This window comes from Dactylosporangium darangshiense (assembly GCF_039537565.1).
In the GTDB taxonomy this organism is placed as follows: domain Bacteria; phylum Actinomycetota; class Actinomycetes; order Mycobacteriales; family Micromonosporaceae; genus Dactylosporangium; species Dactylosporangium darangshiense.
The window spans coordinates 70,946-90,655 of sequence record NZ_BAABAT010000040.1; the positions used below are offsets into that span (position 1 = coordinate 70,946).

At 68.4% G+C, this 19,710-nt stretch carries 10 protein-coding genes and 1 pseudogene; all 11 read right to left on the minus strand.

Going from position 1 to position 19,710, the window contains the following annotated elements; all coding sequences use genetic code 11:
- Positions 1–21 precede the first annotated feature (21 nt).
- A complete protein-coding gene (locus ABD901_RS44470; RefSeq protein ID WP_345137360.1) occupies positions 22–606 on the minus strand; it encodes a hypothetical protein in 585 nt (194 codons plus the stop codon).
- Between the two features lie 364 nt (positions 607–970).
- Positions 971–1,114: a hypothetical protein gene (locus ABD901_RS44475; RefSeq protein ID WP_345137363.1), complete on the minus strand. Its 144-nt coding sequence runs from the start codon at positions 1,112–1,114 to the stop codon at positions 971–973.
- A 245-nt stretch (positions 1,115–1,359) separates the two neighbouring features.
- Positions 1,360–4,572 (minus strand): DEAD/DEAH box helicase, encoded by a 3,213-nt coding sequence (locus ABD901_RS44480; protein ID WP_345137366.1) that lies wholly within the window; start codon positions 4,570–4,572, stop codon positions 1,360–1,362.
- Between the two features lie 2 nt (positions 4,573–4,574).
- The gene (locus tag ABD901_RS44485; protein WP_345137367.1) at positions 4,575–5,906 is read right to left on the minus strand and encodes an ATP-binding protein; all 1,332 of its coding nucleotides are present in this window, start codon (positions 5,904–5,906) and stop codon (positions 4,575–4,577) included.
- A complete protein-coding gene (locus ABD901_RS44490) occupies positions 5,903–8,038 on the minus strand; it encodes a tellurite resistance TerB family protein (protein ID WP_345137370.1) in 2,136 nt (711 codons plus the stop codon). Before ABD901_RS44490 ends, ABD901_RS44485 begins: the two co-directional genes overlap by 4 nt.
- 532 nt (positions 8,039–8,570) lie before the next feature.
- Entirely contained in the window at positions 8,571–9,656 is a 1,086-nt protein-coding gene (locus ABD901_RS44495; protein ID WP_345137372.1) for a tyrosine-type recombinase/integrase, read from the minus strand.
- Positions 9,657–10,345: 689 nt separating this feature from the next.
- Positions 10,346–12,217, minus strand: a complete 1,872-nt coding sequence (locus ABD901_RS44500; RefSeq protein ID WP_345137374.1) for a hypothetical protein — start codon at positions 12,215–12,217, stop codon at positions 10,346–10,348.
- A gap of 722 nt (positions 12,218–12,939) precedes the next feature.
- A pseudogene (locus ABD901_RS44505) lies at positions 12,940–13,365 on the minus strand (transposase); the annotation flags it as partial.
- Positions 13,366–13,427: 62 nt separating this feature from the next.
- Positions 13,428–15,557: a glycoside hydrolase family 97 protein gene (locus tag ABD901_RS44510; RefSeq protein WP_345137376.1), complete on the minus strand. Its 2,130-nt coding sequence runs from the start codon at positions 15,555–15,557 to the stop codon at positions 13,428–13,430.
- A 711-nt stretch (positions 15,558–16,268) separates the two neighbouring features.
- Positions 16,269–16,748, minus strand: coding sequence for a DUF3311 domain-containing protein (locus ABD901_RS59245; protein WP_380132012.1), 480 nt, complete (start codon positions 16,746–16,748; stop codon positions 16,269–16,271).
- 1,602 nt (positions 16,749–18,350) lie between these two features.
- On the minus strand, positions 18,351–19,706 hold the full coding sequence (locus tag ABD901_RS44515) for an amidase family protein (RefSeq protein WP_345137379.1): 1,356 nt from the start codon (positions 19,704–19,706) through the stop codon (positions 18,351–18,353).
- Positions 19,707–19,710 lie beyond the last annotated feature (4 nt).

The following is a 19,710-nucleotide window of genomic DNA, read 5'->3' on the forward strand; positions in this document are numbered from 1 at the left end:
TTCAAGTGAGCAAATGACCGCTCAGGCGTCTGTCGAGGGACGGAGGTCCGCCGAGGCGATCGCGACGGCGGATGTTGAGGTGCATGATCGTGCTGGGATCGGTGATCGGGGCGGGTAGCGGGTGTAGGGGTCGAACGTTGTTGATGCCGCGGTGCGGGCAATGAGCGTTTGTAATGCCGGCTCGTACTGGCGCAGCGCGTGCAGCAGATGTGGCTGGTTCCAGATCGAGGTCCGGTCCAGCAGTTCGCGGCGGCAGGTCTGGATCCACTGCTCCATGACCGCGTTCATCCTGGGCACTTGCACGCCGGTGAGGACGACCGCGATGCCGGTGTCGGCGAGGATCGTGTCGAACAGCGCCGGGTACTTGCCGTCTCGGTCGCGAATGAGGAAGCGGACGCGGTAGCCAGCGTCCTGCAGGTCCATGGCGGGGTTGCGCACGGCTTGGGCGACCCAGGCGGCGGTGGGGTGTGCGGTGGCGCCGAGTATGCGTACCCGGCGGGTGGCGTGCTCGATGACCGCCCAGACGTACGTTCGGGAGCCGGTCAGGGTCATGGTTTGGAAGAAGTCGGCGGCGAGGAGGGCGTCGGCTTGGGAGCGCAGGAACACCGCCCAGCCATCTGATGTTCGTTCGGGTGCCGGGTCGATGCCGGAGTCGTTAAGGATCTCCCAGACCGTGGATGCGGCGACCTTGACACCGAGGACGAGTAGCTCACCGTGGATGCCGGTATCCCCACGAACTGTTCTCCCGCGCCAGGCGTAGCACCGGCACCCGGATGGACCGCACCGTGCGCGGTCGGCCGACACGCTTCGGGCAAGAGATGCGAGCATGACGTGCGGCGAGCAGGTCGCGATGCCAGCGCAGCACGGTCTCGGGGCGCACCAGCAACCGGATCTGGCGTAGCACGGCGCGGGGGAGTCGGCGCAGCAGCGCGGCGAGCAACGCCCGATCAGCAAGGGCGAACCGGATCTTCTAGCCGTGGATTCGCCGCTGGAGGACGGTGATCTGGTGCCGCAGGGCGAGGATCTCGGTGTCCTTTGCCCGGTCGCTCATCCCGAGCAGCCGCAGCATCGCCAGCGCGTTGGTTACGCCGAGGTAGGCCAGTCGAAGCAGCACAACCAGCCATCCTCTTCCAGTGGTCGTTAGCGATACGACCAGCCTCGGCGCGTTGATGAGACAAGATCTTGTCGCCATGGTCAAACCGGCCGTGACCAGGGTGGACGTCATTGCCGGCACCCGCAACGTCGGCCACTGGGCGTGGTAGAACGAACCGCGATGGGCATCCGTGCAGACTGGCTCATTCGCCCGGACACCAGCGAACGTAGGGAGTTAGCTGCCGAGAGTTCGTAGGGCGGCGTGCGTCAGATCGGTTCAGCGGCGCCGGCTTGCGGGCTGGCGAGCGTGCCGGCCAGTCGGGCCAGCTGGGCGGTTATTGCCGGGTCGGTCGGGGCGGCGACGCTGAGTTCGGCGAGGTACCGCGCGTTGAGCCGCTCGACATCGGCGGCGTCGAGCCCCCAGGACCGGGCGATCTCGATCAGGTGGACGCGTTCGTCGCCGGTCAGTACCCCGTCGCGGAGGGCTCGGTCGAGTACGTCGAGGTACGCGTCGCCGCGGTGGTCGCCTGTGGCTGCGGCCCCGACGCGGGCGGCGATCCCGGCGACGCTGCCGCTGGGCGGCGTGTGGACCGGATGTGGCCGTCTCGATCGCGGTATCGCGGGCCGCGCCGTAAGAGCGGTGAGCGCGCCGTGGTGGTCTCGGAGCCACGGTGCCGGGAACGTGGTCGGTCGGCACCCGAGCTCGGCCAGGTCGCCCGGCGCCAGGAGCCGCAGCGCGTGCCGGAACAGCGCGGCCGTCGCGGTTGCGTCGCCGAGAGCGGTGTGAGCATCGTCGAGTGGAATCTTCGCGGCCGCGCAGCAGTCGGCGAGCCGCCGCGACGTGCCGGCGCCCAGCCGGTCCGCGAGCTCGATCGTGCAGATTGCCGGACGGGGGCGAGGGTCGAGGCCGAGGCGGCGGTACTCAGCCTCGAGGAACCCGACGTCGAAGCGGGCATTGTGCGCTACCAAGACGTGCCCGTCGAGCCGATCGGCGAGGAACTGGGCGATCTGCGCGAAGTGCGGAGCGGACCGCAGGTCTTCGTCAGTCAGGCCGTGCGTGTGGGTCGGCCCGGCGTCGCGGCCCGGGTTGACCAACGTCGTCCACCGGTCCGCGACCTCGCCGGCCGGGTCGAGCCGGACGATCGCGATCTCGACGATGCGGTCGTGGTGCTGGGCGGCGAACCCGGTGGTCTCGAGGTCGACCACCGCGAACGGGGTCCGGCCGAGCACAGCGGTTGCACCGGCCGCCGGGCCGGGTTCCGGCAGGACGAGATCGGGCTCGGTCGGCGTGACGGTAGCAAGCTCGCGGATCGCGTCCCAGGCCGCCGGCACGTCGACGGCTCGGGCCGCATGGGCCAGGATTGCGAGGTCGTCGCTGAGGTACTCGTCGTACTTGTCGACGATGCGGTCGTCGGCGATCGCCGCTAGGTCGATCGCCGGCGGCGGGTTCGCTGCTGCCAAGGCGGCGAGGTGGGCCCGCAGTTCGGCGGGGTCCGTGCCGCGGACGGACAGGGCCGGTCCTTCCAGCCCGACGTTGAGCCCGCGGCTGGTCAAAGCCAGCGCCAGCGTGCCCATGACTTTGTCGCCGCGCCAAGGAAACAGCAGCGTGTCGCGGCCCATGCCGATGATCGGCTGCTCGTCGAGCAGGAACCGCCGGTACGCGTCGCGGCCCTCGTCGAACAGCGCGCGGGCGGCCGCGTCGAGGTAGCGCGGCGGGGTCCCGGTCCTGTACAGCTCCAGCATCCGCCGCCGTACCGCGTCCGCGACCGCGCCGCCGCCACCGGCGAACGGCGGCACTCGTCCACCGGCGGAGGGGCGCAGGTCGATGACCTTCTGCCGCCCGTCAACAGCGGTGACCTCCCAGCGCCGCCCGCCGAAGATCAGCAGCATCCCGGGTGCGATCGGGTGGTCGACCGGAAGCGTGCCGAGGGTCCGGCCGCCGGCGATCAGGCGGTACTCCTCGACGGTGCGGAACGCGGCGTAGAACGTGTAGTGGTTGATCAGCCGGTCGCCCGCGCCGCCGGCTAGCAGCAGCCCACCGCGGTCCTGAACGAGCAGGTCGGCCGCGCCCATTGCGCGCAGTAGCGCGGCGAACGTCGCCCGGTCGACCCGTGCGAACGGCCCGTGTCCGCACAGCGCCTCGAACAGCTCCGCTGGACGCGCGCCGCCGCGCTGCGCGACGACGGACAGAACCTGCTGGATAAGCGTCGACAGGTGCGGGTTGTCCCGGTCCGGCGGCTCGTACCAGCGGGCGAGGAGCAGGTCGACGACGGCGGCGGTCTGGAACAACGCCACCCGCAATGCGTCGATGGGCGAGGACTGCCCGTCCAGGGCGTGCTCGGCGACATACATCCGCAGCACCGCGGGCTGGTCGCCGCGCCGGCCCGAGCGGCCGAGGCGTTGGCGCAGCGCCGCCACGTGGTGCGGCGGCCCGATCTGCGCGATCGAATCGACCGAGCCGATGTCGATGCCCATTTCCAGCGTCGAGGTGCACACCGCCGTCACCGGCGTCGAGCGGTCCTTGAGCTGCGCCTCGACGTGCTCCCGGATGTCCTTGGCCAGGTTGCCGTGGTGCGGGCGGAACTCGTTCGGCACCCGCAGAAGCTCGGACATGCGGGTGAGCCGGTCGGTGTAGTGCTCGACCGCCGCCCGGCTGTTGGCGAAGACCAGGTTGTCACTACCTCGCAGCGTCTCGAACAGGTGCTGCGCGATCGCCGTCTCGTGCGGAGGGTCCTCACCCTCGTCCGGTCGTCGGGCCACGTATCCGCGCAGCTGGAGCCGGATCTCACCGCCGTCGTCGGCGCCCTCGACGATGGCGACGTCCGCGCCGCGGCCGGGCCGCAGGAAGTCGGCGGCGGCATTGAAATCACCGAGCGTGGCGGACAGCCCGATCCTGGGCACGGCCCGGCGCACGACGAGCTCGAGGCGATGCAGCAGCGACTGGAGCTGAGCGCCGCGCTCGGTACCGACGAACGAGTGCAGTTCGTCGACGACGACATGTTGCAGCCCGGCGAACAGGGTGGCGATCCGCCCGCCGTGCAGGACGAACAGCGCCTCCAGTGACTCCGGTGTGATCAGCAATACCCCGGATGGCGCCCGCAGGACTCGCTGTTTCTGCGACTGCGGAACATCCCCGTGCCAGCGGTGCACGGCGATGTGGTGGTCGCCGAACAAGGCCGTCAGCCGGTCGTGCTGGTCGTTGATCAACGCCTTCAACGGTCCGATGTAGACGGCCGCGATGCCGGCCCGGTCAGGGTCGGCGAGTAGCGCCGAGGCGATCGGCAGCCACGCGGCCTCCGTCTTGCCGCTGGCCGTCGCCGCGGCCAGGATGACGTCCCGGTCGCCGGCGAGGATCGGCGTCACCGCCCGCTCCTGCACGTCCCGCAGCCCACGCCAGCCCTGGTCGTACACCCACCGCTGCACGGCGGGGTGCAGCCGCCCGAACTGCGTCGAGAGCCGCTGCGACGCCGGACCGGTCACGGCTACAGCCGGAACGACGCAAGGTCGTCGTCGGCCGTCGGCTCTGCCCCGGGCAACGCCGCGAGGTCCGGGTCGCGGTCCTGCTCGATCTCGGCCGCGTCGACGAGGGTTCGCCAGTCGAGGTCGCGGTGCTGGTCGAGGACGGCGAGCAGGTCGAGGAAGCTGCGGATCGTCGTGCGTGGCGTGCGGAAGTACGCGTCGCCGATTCGGCCGGCACAGTGCGCCATGAACGCCTCGATCGCGGCGTCGGGCACGAGATACGCCGTCTCGTCGCCGCTGGCCCAGATGTGCCGCAGCTTCATCAGCAGGACGTAGAAGTCCTCCGGTGACAGGTTCGCCAGGCGGATCACCGGTCCAGAGTGGTCGACTCGGCCGTCGCCCGCGAACGCGTTCTCGACCAGCCGCGTCTGCAGTGCCGAGTACGAGTACAGGCCGCGCCTGGTGTCCATGAGGAAGTCTGGGGTACCGCCAAACACGAACCCCAGGTGCGCGGCGGTTCCCTGAAGGCTGTCGTTGACGATCCGCAGGATCTGCTCGTAGTTGGCGTTGCGGGCCTGCGAGTTGTGCAGCTTGTACAGGTTCACCATCTCGTCGAGGCAGACGAGCAGTCCGTCGAAACCGGCCATGCACACGAACCGGGCTAGCAGCTTGAGGTGGTCGTAGAACGTGGAGTCGTCGACGATCGTGCGGACTCCGAGCGCGTTGCGGGCGTCGGAGCGGGTTGTGAACTCCCCCCGCAGCCATCGCACGGCGTCCGCCTTGAGCTGGTCGTTCTCCTGGTCGTGACCCTCCCAGTACTTCGCGACGACCTCGGCGAAATCGTAGCCGCCGGTGAGTTCGGAGAGTTCGGTCAGGCGGCGCCGGATGACGACGTGCGGGCTCTCGCCGGCCTCGCGGGCGTTCGTCAGCACCTGCGACACGAACCGCTCGACGACGTTGGCGAGGGCGCCGCCGTCCGGCTTCGCGCGGGTCGCCATGTTGCGCATGAGCTCGGCGTACAAGGCCCGGGCCTGCCCGCCGGTGGCGTGCAGCCGGCGGTCGGGCGACAGGTCGGCGTGGACGGTGACGAGCCGCTTCTCCAGTGCGATCGAGCGGATGAGTTGGAGGAAGAAGGTCTTGCCGGAGCCGTAATCGCCGATGACGAACCGGCTTCCGGCACCGCCGTCGGCGATCCGGTCGATGTCGGCGACGAGTGCCTGAACCTCGGCGGCGCGGCCGACCTGGATGTGGTGCTGGCCGGTTCGCGGTACGACACCGGCCCGCAGCGACTGGAGAACAGCGTCGCGGTCCTTGGGACGAATCCGCGAGCCGTGCCCGGCGGCGTTGATCGTCATGCCAGCAGCCCTTCGAGGATCTCGGTGTTCACGTCGAGCGTTTCGTCGCCATCGACCACGGTGTCGCCGACCCGGTCGAGCGCGGCCTCGTTGAGCACGTCGAGCGCGCCCGCCGGCAGCAGTCCGCACTCGGCGGCAAGCCGGTCGAACTCGGGGCGGCTCCACGACGGCTTCGCCGCCAGCAGTCGGACCAGGCGACTGTGCGCTGCATCGAGCCCGTCGACCGGCGCCACCGCTGGCTGCGGCGCGGCCGGCGGGGCGGCGGGTTTATCCGGTGCCCCGTCCTGCGGATCGTCCTCGACAAAGATGGTCGCGAGCAGCGCGGAGACGCTCGCCGTGTCGGCCAGTTTGGCGGCGATCGTGGCGTCGTCGAGCGCGAACCCGGTCCGTGCGGCCGGGCTGGCCGGTCGCGGTGGCAGCAGATGCTCGTCGTCGACCGGCAGGCGCTCACGGACGACGACCGGCCCGCTCACCGCATCGTGGAGGCGGGCGAAGACGTCGCCTCCGTCGAGGTCCAGCAGCTTGTAGATCTTCGTGAGGGTGGTGACCTCGGCGGGGGAGACAACCCCGTCGACGGCGGCAACGGAGACCGCTAACTCGGCGATGTCACGCTTGGTCGCCGCGTCCAACCCGGCCAGCCGCCGCTTCAGCCCGGTCAACTTGACTCCGGTCGCCGTCAGCCAGCGGATGTGCGCCGCGAGCCGGTTAGTCTCGGCGGCGGTCAGCTGGAACGCCTGCCGGACATGGCCGACGAGGTGCTCGTGCTCGGCACCGCTGACCTCCCCGTCTGCCTGACTCACCGCGACGGCCAGATGCAGCAGCAGCGTCACCGCCAAGTACGGCGGCCGCGCGGACGCCGGCGCGTCCGGGCCGCACCGGAACAGCACGGCCGGACCCTCGGCGAGCGGTGGGCCGCCCATGCGAACGTCCGGCTCGACACCGAACCCGAGCCGCCCGAGCAACTGCACAAGTCCGACGGACTCCGCCTTCGTCGCCTTGCCCGGCGTGGCCGACTCCCAGAATCGCAGCAGGTCGGCGGCGTCGATGACGCCGCGCTCGACGTTCTCCTCACACCAGTGGCGCAGCGGCGCGACCTGACCCATCCGGCTGGCCAGCAGCTCCGCCGGCAGCAGCGCGGCCTCGGCAAACGACCCGCGCTTATCTGGGTTGCGCCCTACCCACCGGCTGTATGCGTCGAGGTCGTTGGTGACGGAGCCGACGAGGTCGCGGAGGCGAGCCGAAGCCGAGGGCTCCTCGAGGACGTCCGGAACCTGCAACTTCACGGTCACTTGGCCGATGCCGGCGCTTGCTGGGCTGTACTCGCTGGTCAGCTGCCGGCCGTCGGCGCCGAGCGTAATTCCGGCACCGAACCGTTCGACATAGCGGATCGTGAATAGCTCCCGGAACTCGTCGGGGCAGCGCTCCTGCGGCGTGCGGGCGTAGATCGACGGATGGAACCAGGCCCACGCGTGGGCCCACTGCGCCGGGACGGGTTCACCGTCACGGGCGTACACGCCGAGGCCAAGGCGCAGTGTGATCGGCGGCGACCAGCGGTCCCCGGTTGTCGCCGGCGGATCGTCGGGGACGGAGATGGCGCCGCTGCCGTCGCCGACGAGGTCGAGTACGGCGAGGAAGTCGGTGGCGTACGAGCGGAACGACCGGCTCTCGCCGTAGATGCCGAGCAGCCGTCGCACCTCGGTCGCGATCGTGGCGAGCTCGTAGCGGACGGTCCCGTCGTGCTTGAGGTCGCTCAGGACCCGGCGCTCGAGGCCGTAGAAGTAGAGGAAGACATACCCGATCGGGGCCCGCGGGTACCGGCGCCCGTCAGCCAGCCACGCAAGGTACGCCGCCCGCGCGCCCGGCAGGATCTGGGCGTAGGACGGCCAGTACGGCAGATTGCCTCCGTCCCAGTCGGGCCGCGTCGGGTCGATGGGAAGACTGGGGTCGATCAGCGCCGGCTCGGTCCCGCCGCGCGCGTCGCGCAGCCCACGGCCGGTGTAGAACATCCCGTCCGGGATTCGGTAGCCTGCGACGTCGAGGACCTGTCCGGGCGGCACCCACACCGCCTGCGGCCCGACCGCGTGCAGCAACGGCCGCGGCGCGGCGGGTGTCGCGGTAGACCGGCGCGCCATGCTCGCACCGTCCCACGCCCCGCCATGTTGCCCCATGTCGCGACAAGTTAGCGGCAATCCCGCGGCGGTGCCTCGTGCCGCGCGGGTTTGTGCGCGTTCGGTCCGCGCTGATCAGACGTTCGGGCATCGGACCGCGCCGTGCGGCCCACGCGCTCCGGGAACCGCACCAAGGCGCCGACGGCGGCCGCGCATTTGATGCGCCGCGCCCAGCGTCAGGCAAAAGAGATCGGCAGGGCTTGGTTCGCCACGTCCGTGCCGGTCGTGGCCGTCGCTGTGTCGCCGCTGCCGCCCGCCAAGGCGCGGCGGTGCGGGGTGATGGTGCTGTCGTCGCCGGGCCCATCGGGGCGTGCCGGACGGACACTCTCGCGCTCGGGCTCGCGGTGCAGCGGCGCGGGATCGCCGGGTGCCTACGACAACCTCGGCCGGTAGACGACGACCGGCTTTGGGCAGAGACCTTGCCTGAAGTGGCAGACCGGCACCACTTGCCGCGGCGGCCCGACCGTAGTCAGCCCGACGCGGCACCGCGCCGACGTCAGTCAAGGCGGACGCGCGACGTCGTTGCGGTTGGTGGTGGTTCGGTGAGGAGGTGTGCGAGGTGTTGGGTGGCTTGGTGGCGACGGTTGGCGTTGATGCGGGTGTAGTACCGCATGAGGGTGGCAGGGTCGTGGCCGAGTCGTTCGGCGGTTTCGTGGATGCCGTAGCCGGTGTCGAGCATGGTGGATGCGATGAGGTGGCGGATTTGGTGTGGTCCGATGGGGCGGCAGCCGGCGGCGGTGGCGAGTTGGTTGAAGCGGCTGGTGATGTTGTCCGGCCGGAGCGGTTGCCCGGTCCGCCCGATGAACATGTACGCGGAGCGGGTCGCTGTCGTGGTGAGGCAAGTGAGGGTTGCTGGGTCGAGGACGATGGTGCGGGTGCCGTTGTGGGACTTGGGGGGCTTCTCGGCGACGCAGCTGGTCGGGTCTTCCACGACGCGTTGGCGGGTGATGTGCAAAGCGGCGAGGTCGGGTTCGAGGTCGGTCCATTTCAAGGCGCAGAGTTCGCCACGGCGCAGTCCGGTGGTGAGCAGAAGTCGCCAGAGCGGGTAGCGGTGGTCGTGTTGGACGTGATCGTGGAAGCGACGGGCTTCGGCGAGGGTCCAGACCGGGCGCACGTGATCGGTGTGGCGCGGTTTGTGGGTGCCGAGGGTTCGACCGATTTGTTCGCCGATGGCTTTGGTGAGGATGAGGTCAAGGGTGCGCAAGGTAGTGCGGGAGTAGCCGGCTGCCTCGAGGTCGCGGTAGGCGCGTTCGGCCAGTCGCGCACTGAGCCGGTTGGCTCGGACGGTGCCGAGGTGCGGGTCGATCAGGCCGAGGAGCCATGAGTAGTTGTAGAGGGTGTTGGGCTGCAGTTCCTGGGCGCGGGAATGTAGCCACTGCTCGCAGATGGTGTGGACGGTGTCGCTCTGGCGTGGCCTGGCGAGGTTGATGTCGCGCTGGCGGGCGAGGCGCCGATATTCGGTGAGGGCAGCTTTCTCGGTGGGGAAGCCGGTCCGGCGGGCCTGCATGCGGGCGCCGGTCCGGTCGCGGCCGAGTTCGATGCGGAATCCGAACAGGCCGGTTTTGGAGTCCTGGACGATCATGTCGGTTGCCGTCACGGTGACCTCCTGAAGATGTGAGGAGAACTCCCGACTGGGTCTCAACTCAGGACAGCGCGGTTACCCGCAGGTGTGACGGACCGGTTGGGCGACTGTCGAGGGGCACGGTCGGTGAAAGATCGCAGTACGGCCGTACGTGTCACCCGCGTGTCGTGATCATCCACAAGGGAGGCGTGCGAGCACTGCGGGGCTAGCCGCGGTAGAGAAGAGATTCCGGCGGCGTTAGCCCAGGTCAACGCCGTGTGGAGAGGGGGACGCCGGATCTGGCCCTCGATACGACGATCGCCGCGGCGGCAGCCAACGCGTAAACCGTACGTTTGTACGGGTAGAATTATGTGTCGCGAAGATCGTCAGGCATTCGCTGACATCAACAAAAAAGGCCAGCTGAGCTGGCCTTTTGCACTGTCGGGACAGCGGGATTTGAACCCACGACCCCTTGACCCCCAGGGGGGGGGTAGCCGGAGGCCCCAGCGACGTGCTCGGCAACGTTCTCCCAGGTCGCCCAAAGTGTAAACCGGCCGAGTAAAGGAGTCTGTGCCCGCGCCGCAGGACGGCGTAGCTGGCCAGAAGGCGCCTTCGGGGAGCCTCGACGACGACGACGAGGTGCGTGCGGTCGGCGGGTTCGGTTCATGCCGGATCAGTCGTCGGTCACGCAGCCTTCATCTGCGCCCATGTCAGCTGTCCGTGAAGACGTCCTGCGCGAGATTTGCTGCTCCTGTCGCGTGCAGGATCGACGCGGCTGCTTCCGCAGCAGCCGAGACGAAACGCTGGATAGGCCAACCGTCGGGCAATTCCGCACCGGCCGTCATCGCCGTGACCAGTGTCTGGGCGTCCGCGCTACGGTCCGGGTTGTCTTCTTCGGAGAGTCGCTGGCCTCGCTCGTGAGCCACCTGCAGAGCGCTCTCGATCCAGCCCAGTGCTCGCGTCCGGGCGGCCGGCTCAAGACGGGGGTCATCGCCCTCGAGTTCAGGGAGTTCGGCGGCCAGGTCGCCTGCGGCGATGGGCGCCACCTGCGCGGCCAGGGAGAGGATGTGTGTCCGGAGGACTGCATTTTCGTTGATGTCTTGATGCAGGATCAGCGTTGCGTGCATTGCGGGATCCAGCAGCATGTAGTGGGTGAGCATCTGCGGCGTCGAGACATGGCCCTCGATGGTGCGACGGGGGTTCGCGTCGGTTTCGGTAAGTCTTGCCGTCAGACCGGTGACGGCGAGGAGGTACCGGATGCGTTTGGCGAGGCCCGTACCGCGCGCCAGGATGCGCTCGAGCGCAAGGTTCATGTCGTCGTAGGCGTCTGCTGCCTCGTCCGTGTCGGCGTGTTCTGTTGTTGCCAGCGCGGCGACGAAGGCGTTGATACCCAGGCGCAGCCGAGCGGGTGCTGGTTGCTCGGCCAGGGCGGCGGTCAGCGGTCCGGATCCGGCCATCAGGAGCGCGTCGTGGATGACGTGGTGGAAGGAGGAGTTGTTTTGGGCGGCCCGTTGTACGAGGGCGTTGCCGGCCGGGGTGTCGAGTAGCCCCGGGTGTCGGATCGTCAGCCACACCAGGACATGTGCTGCGGCAGCGGACTCCAACTCTGCTGCGTCTTCTTCGGCGTCCTCTTCGTTTTGCTCCTCCTCTGCCTGGGCCAGAATCGAGATGATCGTGTCGTCGCCGAATGTGTCCAGCACCTGCCAGGGCCCGGTCAGGTGCGCAAGCGGTGCAGCCATCGTCGCCAGCGCCCGCAGGCCAGCCCAGAGCAGTGCTCTGAGTTGTCGGTCGCTGCGCTCCTCGGTCGCTTCTGGCGGCTCATCGTCCACGACCCGGTTCCAGAGGAGCTGATGTTCCTCCATGAACCGCTCTATCAGGACGTGCCCGAGCATCTCGTCGTCGGTCCAACCGGTTTCCGGCTCGGAGGCCGATAGCCGAGCCCGGCGAAGGAGATCTGCCGCAAGGTCCGGTGAACCCTCGCCCTGGACGACAAGTTTGGTCTGGGACCCCGACTGGTGCTCGAAGCGTGCCGCGCGGACAAGCAGTACGCCGAGTGCGTGTGACAGTTGGCCGCCCCAGGGCGGCTCCACCGCGCCGGCGACAACATCCCACGCTCGCTGCTGGTGAGGCGGAGCGCCCGGGTTCCACAACGATCGGATGGCGTGGGCAATGAGATATTGCGCCGCGATCTCCTGGAGTTGGTCTTCGAGCAATTCCGCCAAGTGCCAGCTCGGGCGCTTCGTGGCATCATCGTCGAGCGGCGGCAGCCAATTCTCGTCGTCGTAAGGTTTGTCGATCTTTGAGATCTTGACCTCGTCGGGCGCGTACTGCAGTAAGCCTGGGCTCCACGTTGTCAGATGCTGCGCCAGTCCGGTTGCTGCCAGCGATGTCTGCATCAAACCGGCGCCGTCCAGCACCACGAGGATGATTGCGCCTCCCGGGCGGCCAAGAATGCGGTAATCGAGAATGGCGTCGTCCGGGGAATCATCATCGTCAGGTGCGTCGGCGTCCTCGTCATCGGCGGAGAGAATTCGTGGAGCTTCCCAACCGGCCTGGATGGCATCTGATACGGCATCCAACATCTGGGAGACACCATCCGCGTCGGGCTCAGGACCAGAGATACTCACTCGACACAGGTATGGCATCGCTCTCCCTCGAATGACGACCGCGCTGCCCCAGCCGGACGAGGCAGAAAGGCGAGACCAGTATCACTGCGGTGGCGATTTGTACCGTTTGTTCGCCGCGGGCACGCGACGCAACACGCCGCATGGGTCGACCACACCTTATGTCGGTAGGCGCGCCAGTAGCGTCGGGACCGCTGGGTGATGACATTGCCAGCACAGAGCCGAACGTGGTGTCCGGCGGTTGATGAGTCTTCGAGCCTCGTTGATGCAGACGTCAGCACCCGGAAGTCGACAGCAAGCGGTGAGACATCTTCCGAGGCGTTGAACCACGCGACGACCTCGTCCTTGGACATCCGCTCGAAGTCAGGACCACTCACAGAACCCGCCTCCCCCACTCATCCAGCTCCGCGCCGACGAGCGCCTTCACACTTAAGGTTCGATATTTGGCGGTCCGGTGCAACTGCTCGCAGATCACCGCGACGACCCGCGCGCTGCCCGCCATTCCCATCACGACGAGCCACAGATCCCCGATTCGCCGTTCGAACCGTAAGCCCGGCGGTGCGTGCAGCGCCTGTTCTGCCTCCTCGAGGGCAACCTTGCGCTGCCGGGCTGTGGCCGCCCGCAGCGCCGCCGTGCCGCTTTCGACTCGTCCACGACTCCGGCAGGAACTACCGTCAGCCCAGCGGACACGACGCAGCGTCGGTGACCGTGTGGACGCCCACCCCGATCTGGCAGTTGCCGACCTTACCGACGGTGCCGGAGTACTGCCGGGTCACACCCGGCGAACCGACGCCGTCGTTCGGGAAGCCGGTGTCGTCGACCACCCACGCCACCGGCTCCACCAGATCCACAGCTCGGCGAGCCAACCGCATCCGCACCGCCGCGGTGTCCCAGGTCGAGGTGGTCACGAACTGCTGCAACCCCTGATGATCCACCCCGAGCCGCGCCGCCATGGGCCGCATTGACTTGCGCCGCCCGTCCAGCAACAACCCCCGCAGATACGTCACGCCTGTGGCCCGCTGATCCGACCGGGCCAAGGGCGCGAACACATCCGCCGTGAACGCCTCAAGGCGTTGCCGCACAACGGAAAGCTCATCAGGGGTCACTGAGGCAAGAAACTACCCGCACCGCCCCAGCGACCCCACGACATGCAGGACCTAACAAAGCACTACTGGACGACCGCGATGAATCCGCCGAAGGGGGCGGTATCGACTGTGAGCGAGCGGCCGCGCGGGTTCGTCAATCGCAGGGTTGGATCTGTGGCGGAGGTATCGGCGAACAGTCGGAGGGTGGACCGGGGCTGGATGCCCAGGTCGCGAAGGTCGACGGTCAGTTGCTGGGCGTGGCCGGTGGGTGGTGTGTAGTTGGGGGCCGAGGGGTCGAGGCCAGGGGCGATGGTGACGGTTTTGCCGTTGACGCCGGCGATGTACCAGGTGCGGCCCTTGCGGCGGGCGACGATGACGTGGCTGGCGGGGTCTGCGGCCAGGAATCGGGTTTCGTCCCAGGCGACCGGTACGGTGCTGAGGAGGTGGCGTACCTCGGGTGACTGGGTGAGGTAGGCCTCGGGGGTGTCGGCGAAGCCGTTGAAGCCGGATTGGTAGACAACGGTGAGGGCCAACTCGTGTGCGTCGGTGGTGCGGCGCGGGCTCTGTGGGAGGGCGTACGGGGACAGCAGGGTGGTGCCGTAGTCGAAGGCGCCGACGACGTTGCGGGTGATGGCCGCGATGGTGGTCTGCTCGGGGATCTGGTCGGCCAGCGGCTTGGTGTTGGAGTAGTGCTCGCTGGCGATGCCCGCCTCGACGCCGAGCAGGTGCGGGTAGGTGCGGTCCCAGCCGCGCGGGATCGTGGTGTTGTGCAGCACGACGTGCAGCCGGTAGCGGGCGGCGTCCTCGATCACCTCCCGCTGCCAGGCGATGAGTTGCTGCTTGTCGGCCTCCCACATGTCGACCTTGACGCCCGCGACGCCGAGATCGCGTAGCCGCTGGAAGGTGGCGCGGCGGGTGGCCGCGTCGACGAGAAGATTGCGCGGGGTGCCGGAGCCGGTGTTGTTCGTGCCGCCGGAGTTGAACCACAGGAAGAGTTTGAGAGCGCGCTGGTCGGCCTCGGCGACGATGCGCTCGAGGGGGACTGGGGTGCCGGCCGCGTCGGTCATCTGATCCCACCGGGCGTCGACGAGCGCGTACGGCCAGCCCATCTGTTGACCCAGATCGAACCAGCGGATGGTCTGCTCCAGGCTCTTGGGGCTGTTGTGGTCCATCATCCAGCTGAACGTTGCGGCCCCGGGGCGGATCCACGAGGTGTCGTCCAGTGCGCAGGGCACGCCGAGGTCGGTGGCGAGAGTCGTCTCGGCGACCTGTGCGGCGGTCCGTGCGACCGCGACGAACCGCCACGACGTCTGCCATGCGCCGCCGACCTGGGGGGTGCCGGGGCCGAGGGTGCCCAGCGCCTCGTCGTCGAACGGGAACGCGATGGTGTACGTGACCCGTCCGGCGGCCGGATCGACCACCGGCTGCGTGAGGTGGCAGGCGGGGTACGTACCGTCCATGCCGGACTCGCTCGCCAGGACCCACCACTCCTTGCCGTCGTGCGCCGCGGTGCGGGCCAGCAGCGGGAAGGACGCGCCGCGGGGCGAGATGGTGGGCTTACCCAGCACGGGGACGGTGTGGTCCTCGCGAGGGACGTACCACTCCTGGTACTTCGGCTTCTGGACGGTATAGGGCAGGGTGAACTGCTCGCCGCCGTCGGCCGGGATGTTCAGCGTCAGGCCGGTGGCCTCGCCGACCACGGTGTGCGTTGCGCCGTCACCCCGGTCAGGGAAGCGGTATCGGAAGGCGACGCCCTCGCGGTCGGCGCGCAGCACGATGTCCATAGCGAAGCCTTGGGCGTTGCGCAGCGAGACGACACGTTCGGTCATCGTCTTGCGGACCCGGGAGACCTTGCCCTGCAGCAGCTCGTAGTCGACCGGCACCGTCCTCGGACGACCGCGGTCGGTCAGAATCAGGCCCGACGTGAAGTCCGCGTCGTCAAGAGTGAGTCCGAGCCGGCTGGGCGGAACGACCTCGGCGCCATCCACGGCAACGGTATACGTCGCGACCCCGGACTCCACCTGTACTGTCACCCGCACCCGCCCACACGGGGAGGAGACAGTGACCGGGTCCACGCCGGTAGTCGGGGCGGCCTGCGCCGCCCCTGCCGACAGTGGAATCGTCAGCGTCGCGAACGCCCCGACGGCCCCAACCATCAGGGTTCGTCGCGATACTTCTCCCGAGCCGTTGGAACTCATCCTGTAGTGATTCATGCGAATGCGAGTCCTTTCCGAAGACTGGGCCCAGGGGCCACGGTTCGCAGGGCTGCTCGACGGAGCGCCGTTCCCGCCTGGCAGCCACAACGATTGGGAAGGCGGTGCCGACCCCCCACCATCGGCACCGCAGATCGTTACTTGCTGGCCGCCTGCCGCAAGGCCGGGCTGAGGGCAGCACCCACTGTCCAGGCGAGCATGGCGACGCGCGGTGCTGAGGTGGTCCCGTCCTGAGGCTTAGCGGCCGCACGTCGATCCAGGCCGTGGGATCCTCCACGGTCCCGGCGTTCCCGGCGTCGTGCCAGCCGCATGCGTTGTCCTTGCGCCAAGGTCTGATGGTGTTTGTGCCTCGTGGTTCAGCACGATCTCGTCAGCACGCGCGGTTCCTCACAGTTCATCGGTAGTCTCGTTCGCAACTGAGGCAAGCAAGAAACGCGCGGACTCTTCGCCCCCCGGGCGCCCATCAGCTCACACGGGCGGCGCAACTACGAGTGGCGCCTAAGCCATGGGGTAGATGTTTAGGCGGCGGAGGTGGCCAGGCGGTACACGACGCCCGACATCACGATGGACAGTAAGCCGCGAGATACTCCACATTGGACACGCAAGCCTGCCGTTGCCCAGCCTGCCTAAAGGTTTACACGACCTGATGAGTTTTCGCCATGTGCGAACCTTCCTCGGCCGTGCCGGCCGGCGTTGCTCGCATCGCAACAGCTATTGAACTGCGTCCGTGTCAGTCTGTGGGAGGCGTTCGTGTCGGACCCGAGAATGCGTCGACCAGAAGGACACCAGCCGAGCTACCCGGTGTCCCCGCATCCAGCAGGCGGTGGCCGACAACCGCATCCACGTAACGCCGGCGTCAGCGAGCGCGACGCAGGAAGCCTCTACATCGGACAGATGTTCACCGACAACACCGTTGGAGCGGTGGAAGCTGCACAGCGCCCCGCAGGTGATCGTGGTGAAGGTGAACGGAACAGGGCGCCGGCGAAGACCGGGCCGTTGCCGGTGAGATCGAACTTGGTGAGGGCTTCGTTTGCAGGGTCCGTTGGTCAGCCGCATGCCGGGCGTCTGCCCGGATGAGTTCTCCGACGGCCGGTCAGTGGCGTCGGTGCGGCGCAGCAGCCGATAGCTGACCGCCATAAGTGCTGCACCGAGGAAGATCCAGGCGAACTGGAACCAGTAGAAGAAGGGCATCCCACCGGGGCCCCGTCTACGCGTACAGCGGTACCGAGAGGGCCACGAGCAGCACCGCCATGCTGGCGTAGGCGTTGATCCTGATCGTCTTTCGCGATCTCGTCATCCCGGCCTCCGAGCAGTCGTCGACGATGCCGGTGTGTTGCGTACTCGAAATCGCACGGTTTGTTGCCGGTTGTTTCGTGTCAACCATTCCGGGAGTCTGCGCAATACATAGAGGACTGGGAGGTGACGCCGCGCCGTGCTGCCGGCGAATCATTCTGCGCCGTTCTCCGGCACCGACTGCCCGCTGCCACCGCCCACTCGGCGACGAGCCACCCCGGCGTCGTTCGACGCCGCTGCCACGCTGCAACTGCAGGAGTGTCCATGAGTTCCATCAGCCGCAGGCCCGCCGACAGGGGCGCCGACGCGTCGCACAGCACCGTAGCTGACCCGTGGCTCAACCGGGCCGACTCCGGCGTCGTGATGCCGGCGGCATCACGACGCGCATCATCGGTGCTGCTTCGTGACCGGTCGGCCGCATACTTTTCGGCTCTGAACTTGCAGTGCCGCGGTCCGCAGTGCTGCCTGCCCGCCGTCCGCGAGCCGGACGGATGGCGACACCTCGGCACCCTGGTCCGATGCCACCGTGAGGAGGGACCCGCGATACAGCCGTGGCACCGCCCGATGGCGAACCCTTGACCGCAAGCATCTTTCGAGGAGTGCGGCTGCCGCAGCACAGAACCGATCCGTGACGGAGCCTGGGGCGTCGCGTAAGCACGCCGGCCTCCCTGCTGCTCCAGGCGTGTTGGTAAGTCGGCGCAGAACCATCCGTTGATTGCTGTGAGGTCGCCGTGCACCCAGCCGGCCTCTTGCATGCAGGCGAGGCCGGCGCACACCTCGGCAGTCCTCCGGCAGCCCGCCGCCGGTCGCGACGAGCGCCGCGGCGGCGGAGCTCTCCGCGAGCTCCGCCGCGATCACGTTCGCGCCGTCGAGGTCTCGCTCCGCTGGATCGTCGACGATCAAATTGTCCAGGACGCTGATGAGGTTCGGACGGCTGAGTCGACGGTGCACAGCCAGTTCACGGCCGATGTCCGCGAGGTGGGACAGCTGGCGCGAGGTGAGCGTGCCGGTCGGGATGAACTTGAGCGCCGCCCTCCTCGCCGGTGTCGCGCACGGCGGCGTACATCGTGCTCCAGTTGCGGCTGGGCGGCTGCGGTGGTCGTTGCGTCATGCTGCCTCCACCAGGAGCACTCGACCGGGTTGAGATTGCGGCCGGCATAGTCAGCGGCGAGAGCGATCTCCCGCAGGGCACCAGGCCGTCAGCGATCCACATCGGACACTCGGCAGGTGAACATCACACCCGAACCGATCGTCAGCCTGCAGATGAGGCACGTGAGCGGCGATTGGTCGACTCTCCGTCGTCGGTCTGTTGGCCCTGGGTTTCGCACCGGTCGTTGTAGCGGTGATGTAAACCTCTAGGGTCTCCGGAACAAGGATGGATGACCGAGGCGGGAGGACGGTGCGCGTGCCGTCTGGCTTCCGCGTCGGCCCGTGGCGGGCGACGCTCGGGATGGCCAGCGGCAACGCGGAGAATGCATTGCGGGACGCGAACTACAGAGATCACGCGAGCACGTCCTCGACCGCGACAGCGATGGCCAGCAGCCGCCGGTCGCCGCGCGGAGTGGCTTCCAACGACAGGCCAACTGGCACACCCGCCTCCGTGGCGCCATTGGGCACGGTGATCGATGGCATCCCGGCGACCGAACCGGGATCAGTATTCTGAATCGAGGTGAGGAACACGTCGACGTCGCGTCCATTGTGGCTGGTGGTTGTCGTGTCGCTGATCGGCGGGGCCAGTAACGGCACCGTAGGGTAGACCAGTGCGGCGATGCCGCTGTCGCCAAATGCCCGCAAGTATGCGGTGCGGAGCCGATCCCGCGCCTGCAGGCATCTCCGGTAGGTGGCCTCGGTAATCGGCCACGCGAGGACGGCGTCCAGGATGGCCTTGACGTCCGGTGTGCTGACCTGGTCGACGACATCGGCCAAGGTCAGCATGCTGAACGGTGCTGGCAGCGCGGCCAGATAGCCCGGCAGAGCCCTGTGAACCTCGTGGAGCACCATGGGCAGGCCGCACTGTACGTCCAACTCGTGCGCGCCGGCGACGCTCACCTCAACCAGGGCTGCGCCGGCGTCGGCGAGGCGGACGAGGGCCGCCTCGGTGTGCGCGGCGACCAGGGGGTGCAGGTCAGCATAGAAACCGTCGCGCGGTACGCCGAGGCGAAGCCCCTTCAGATCGGTGGCTGGCAATGGTGGCTGCCCGGTGACGACGGTGTCGATGAGCGACACGTCGGCGACGGTGTTGGCGATCACGCCCACGGTGTCCCGGGTCGTGGACAGCGGGATTGTCCCGTCATTGCCCCACCTGCCAGTTGTGGGCCGGAAGCCGACCACGCCGCAGTATGCCGCCGGAATGCGCGCGGAGCCGGCGGTGTCGGTGGCCAGTGCCACCGGAGCCAGACCGGCGGCGACCGCGGCCGCGCTGCCGCCGCTCGAGCCACCGGCCGACCGACCCGGCGCCCGTGGATTGGCGACCACGCCAAAGCCGGTGTTGTGGCTGGTCGTGCCGAACGCGAGCTCGTCGAGGTTGGTCTTGCCCAAAACGAGCGCGCCGGCCCGCCGCGCCGCCGCCACTGTCGGGGCGTCGGCAGCCGGTCGGCAGCCACGCAGCGCCGGCGTACCACCCGACGTCGGTAGGTCGACGGTGTCAATATTGTCCTTGACCGCCAACGGGAGGCCGGCCAGCGGCCCCCTGAACCCGGCACCGTCGGGTATATCGTTGACGACAGCGATGAACGCGTGCAGGTCTTGTCGGGCGTCGATGCGCTCGAGTAGCGTCGCGACGATCTCGCGGGATGTCGCGATTCGGTGGCGTACCAGTTCGCGCATCACCGAAGTGGTGAGTTTCGCCGGCAACATGACT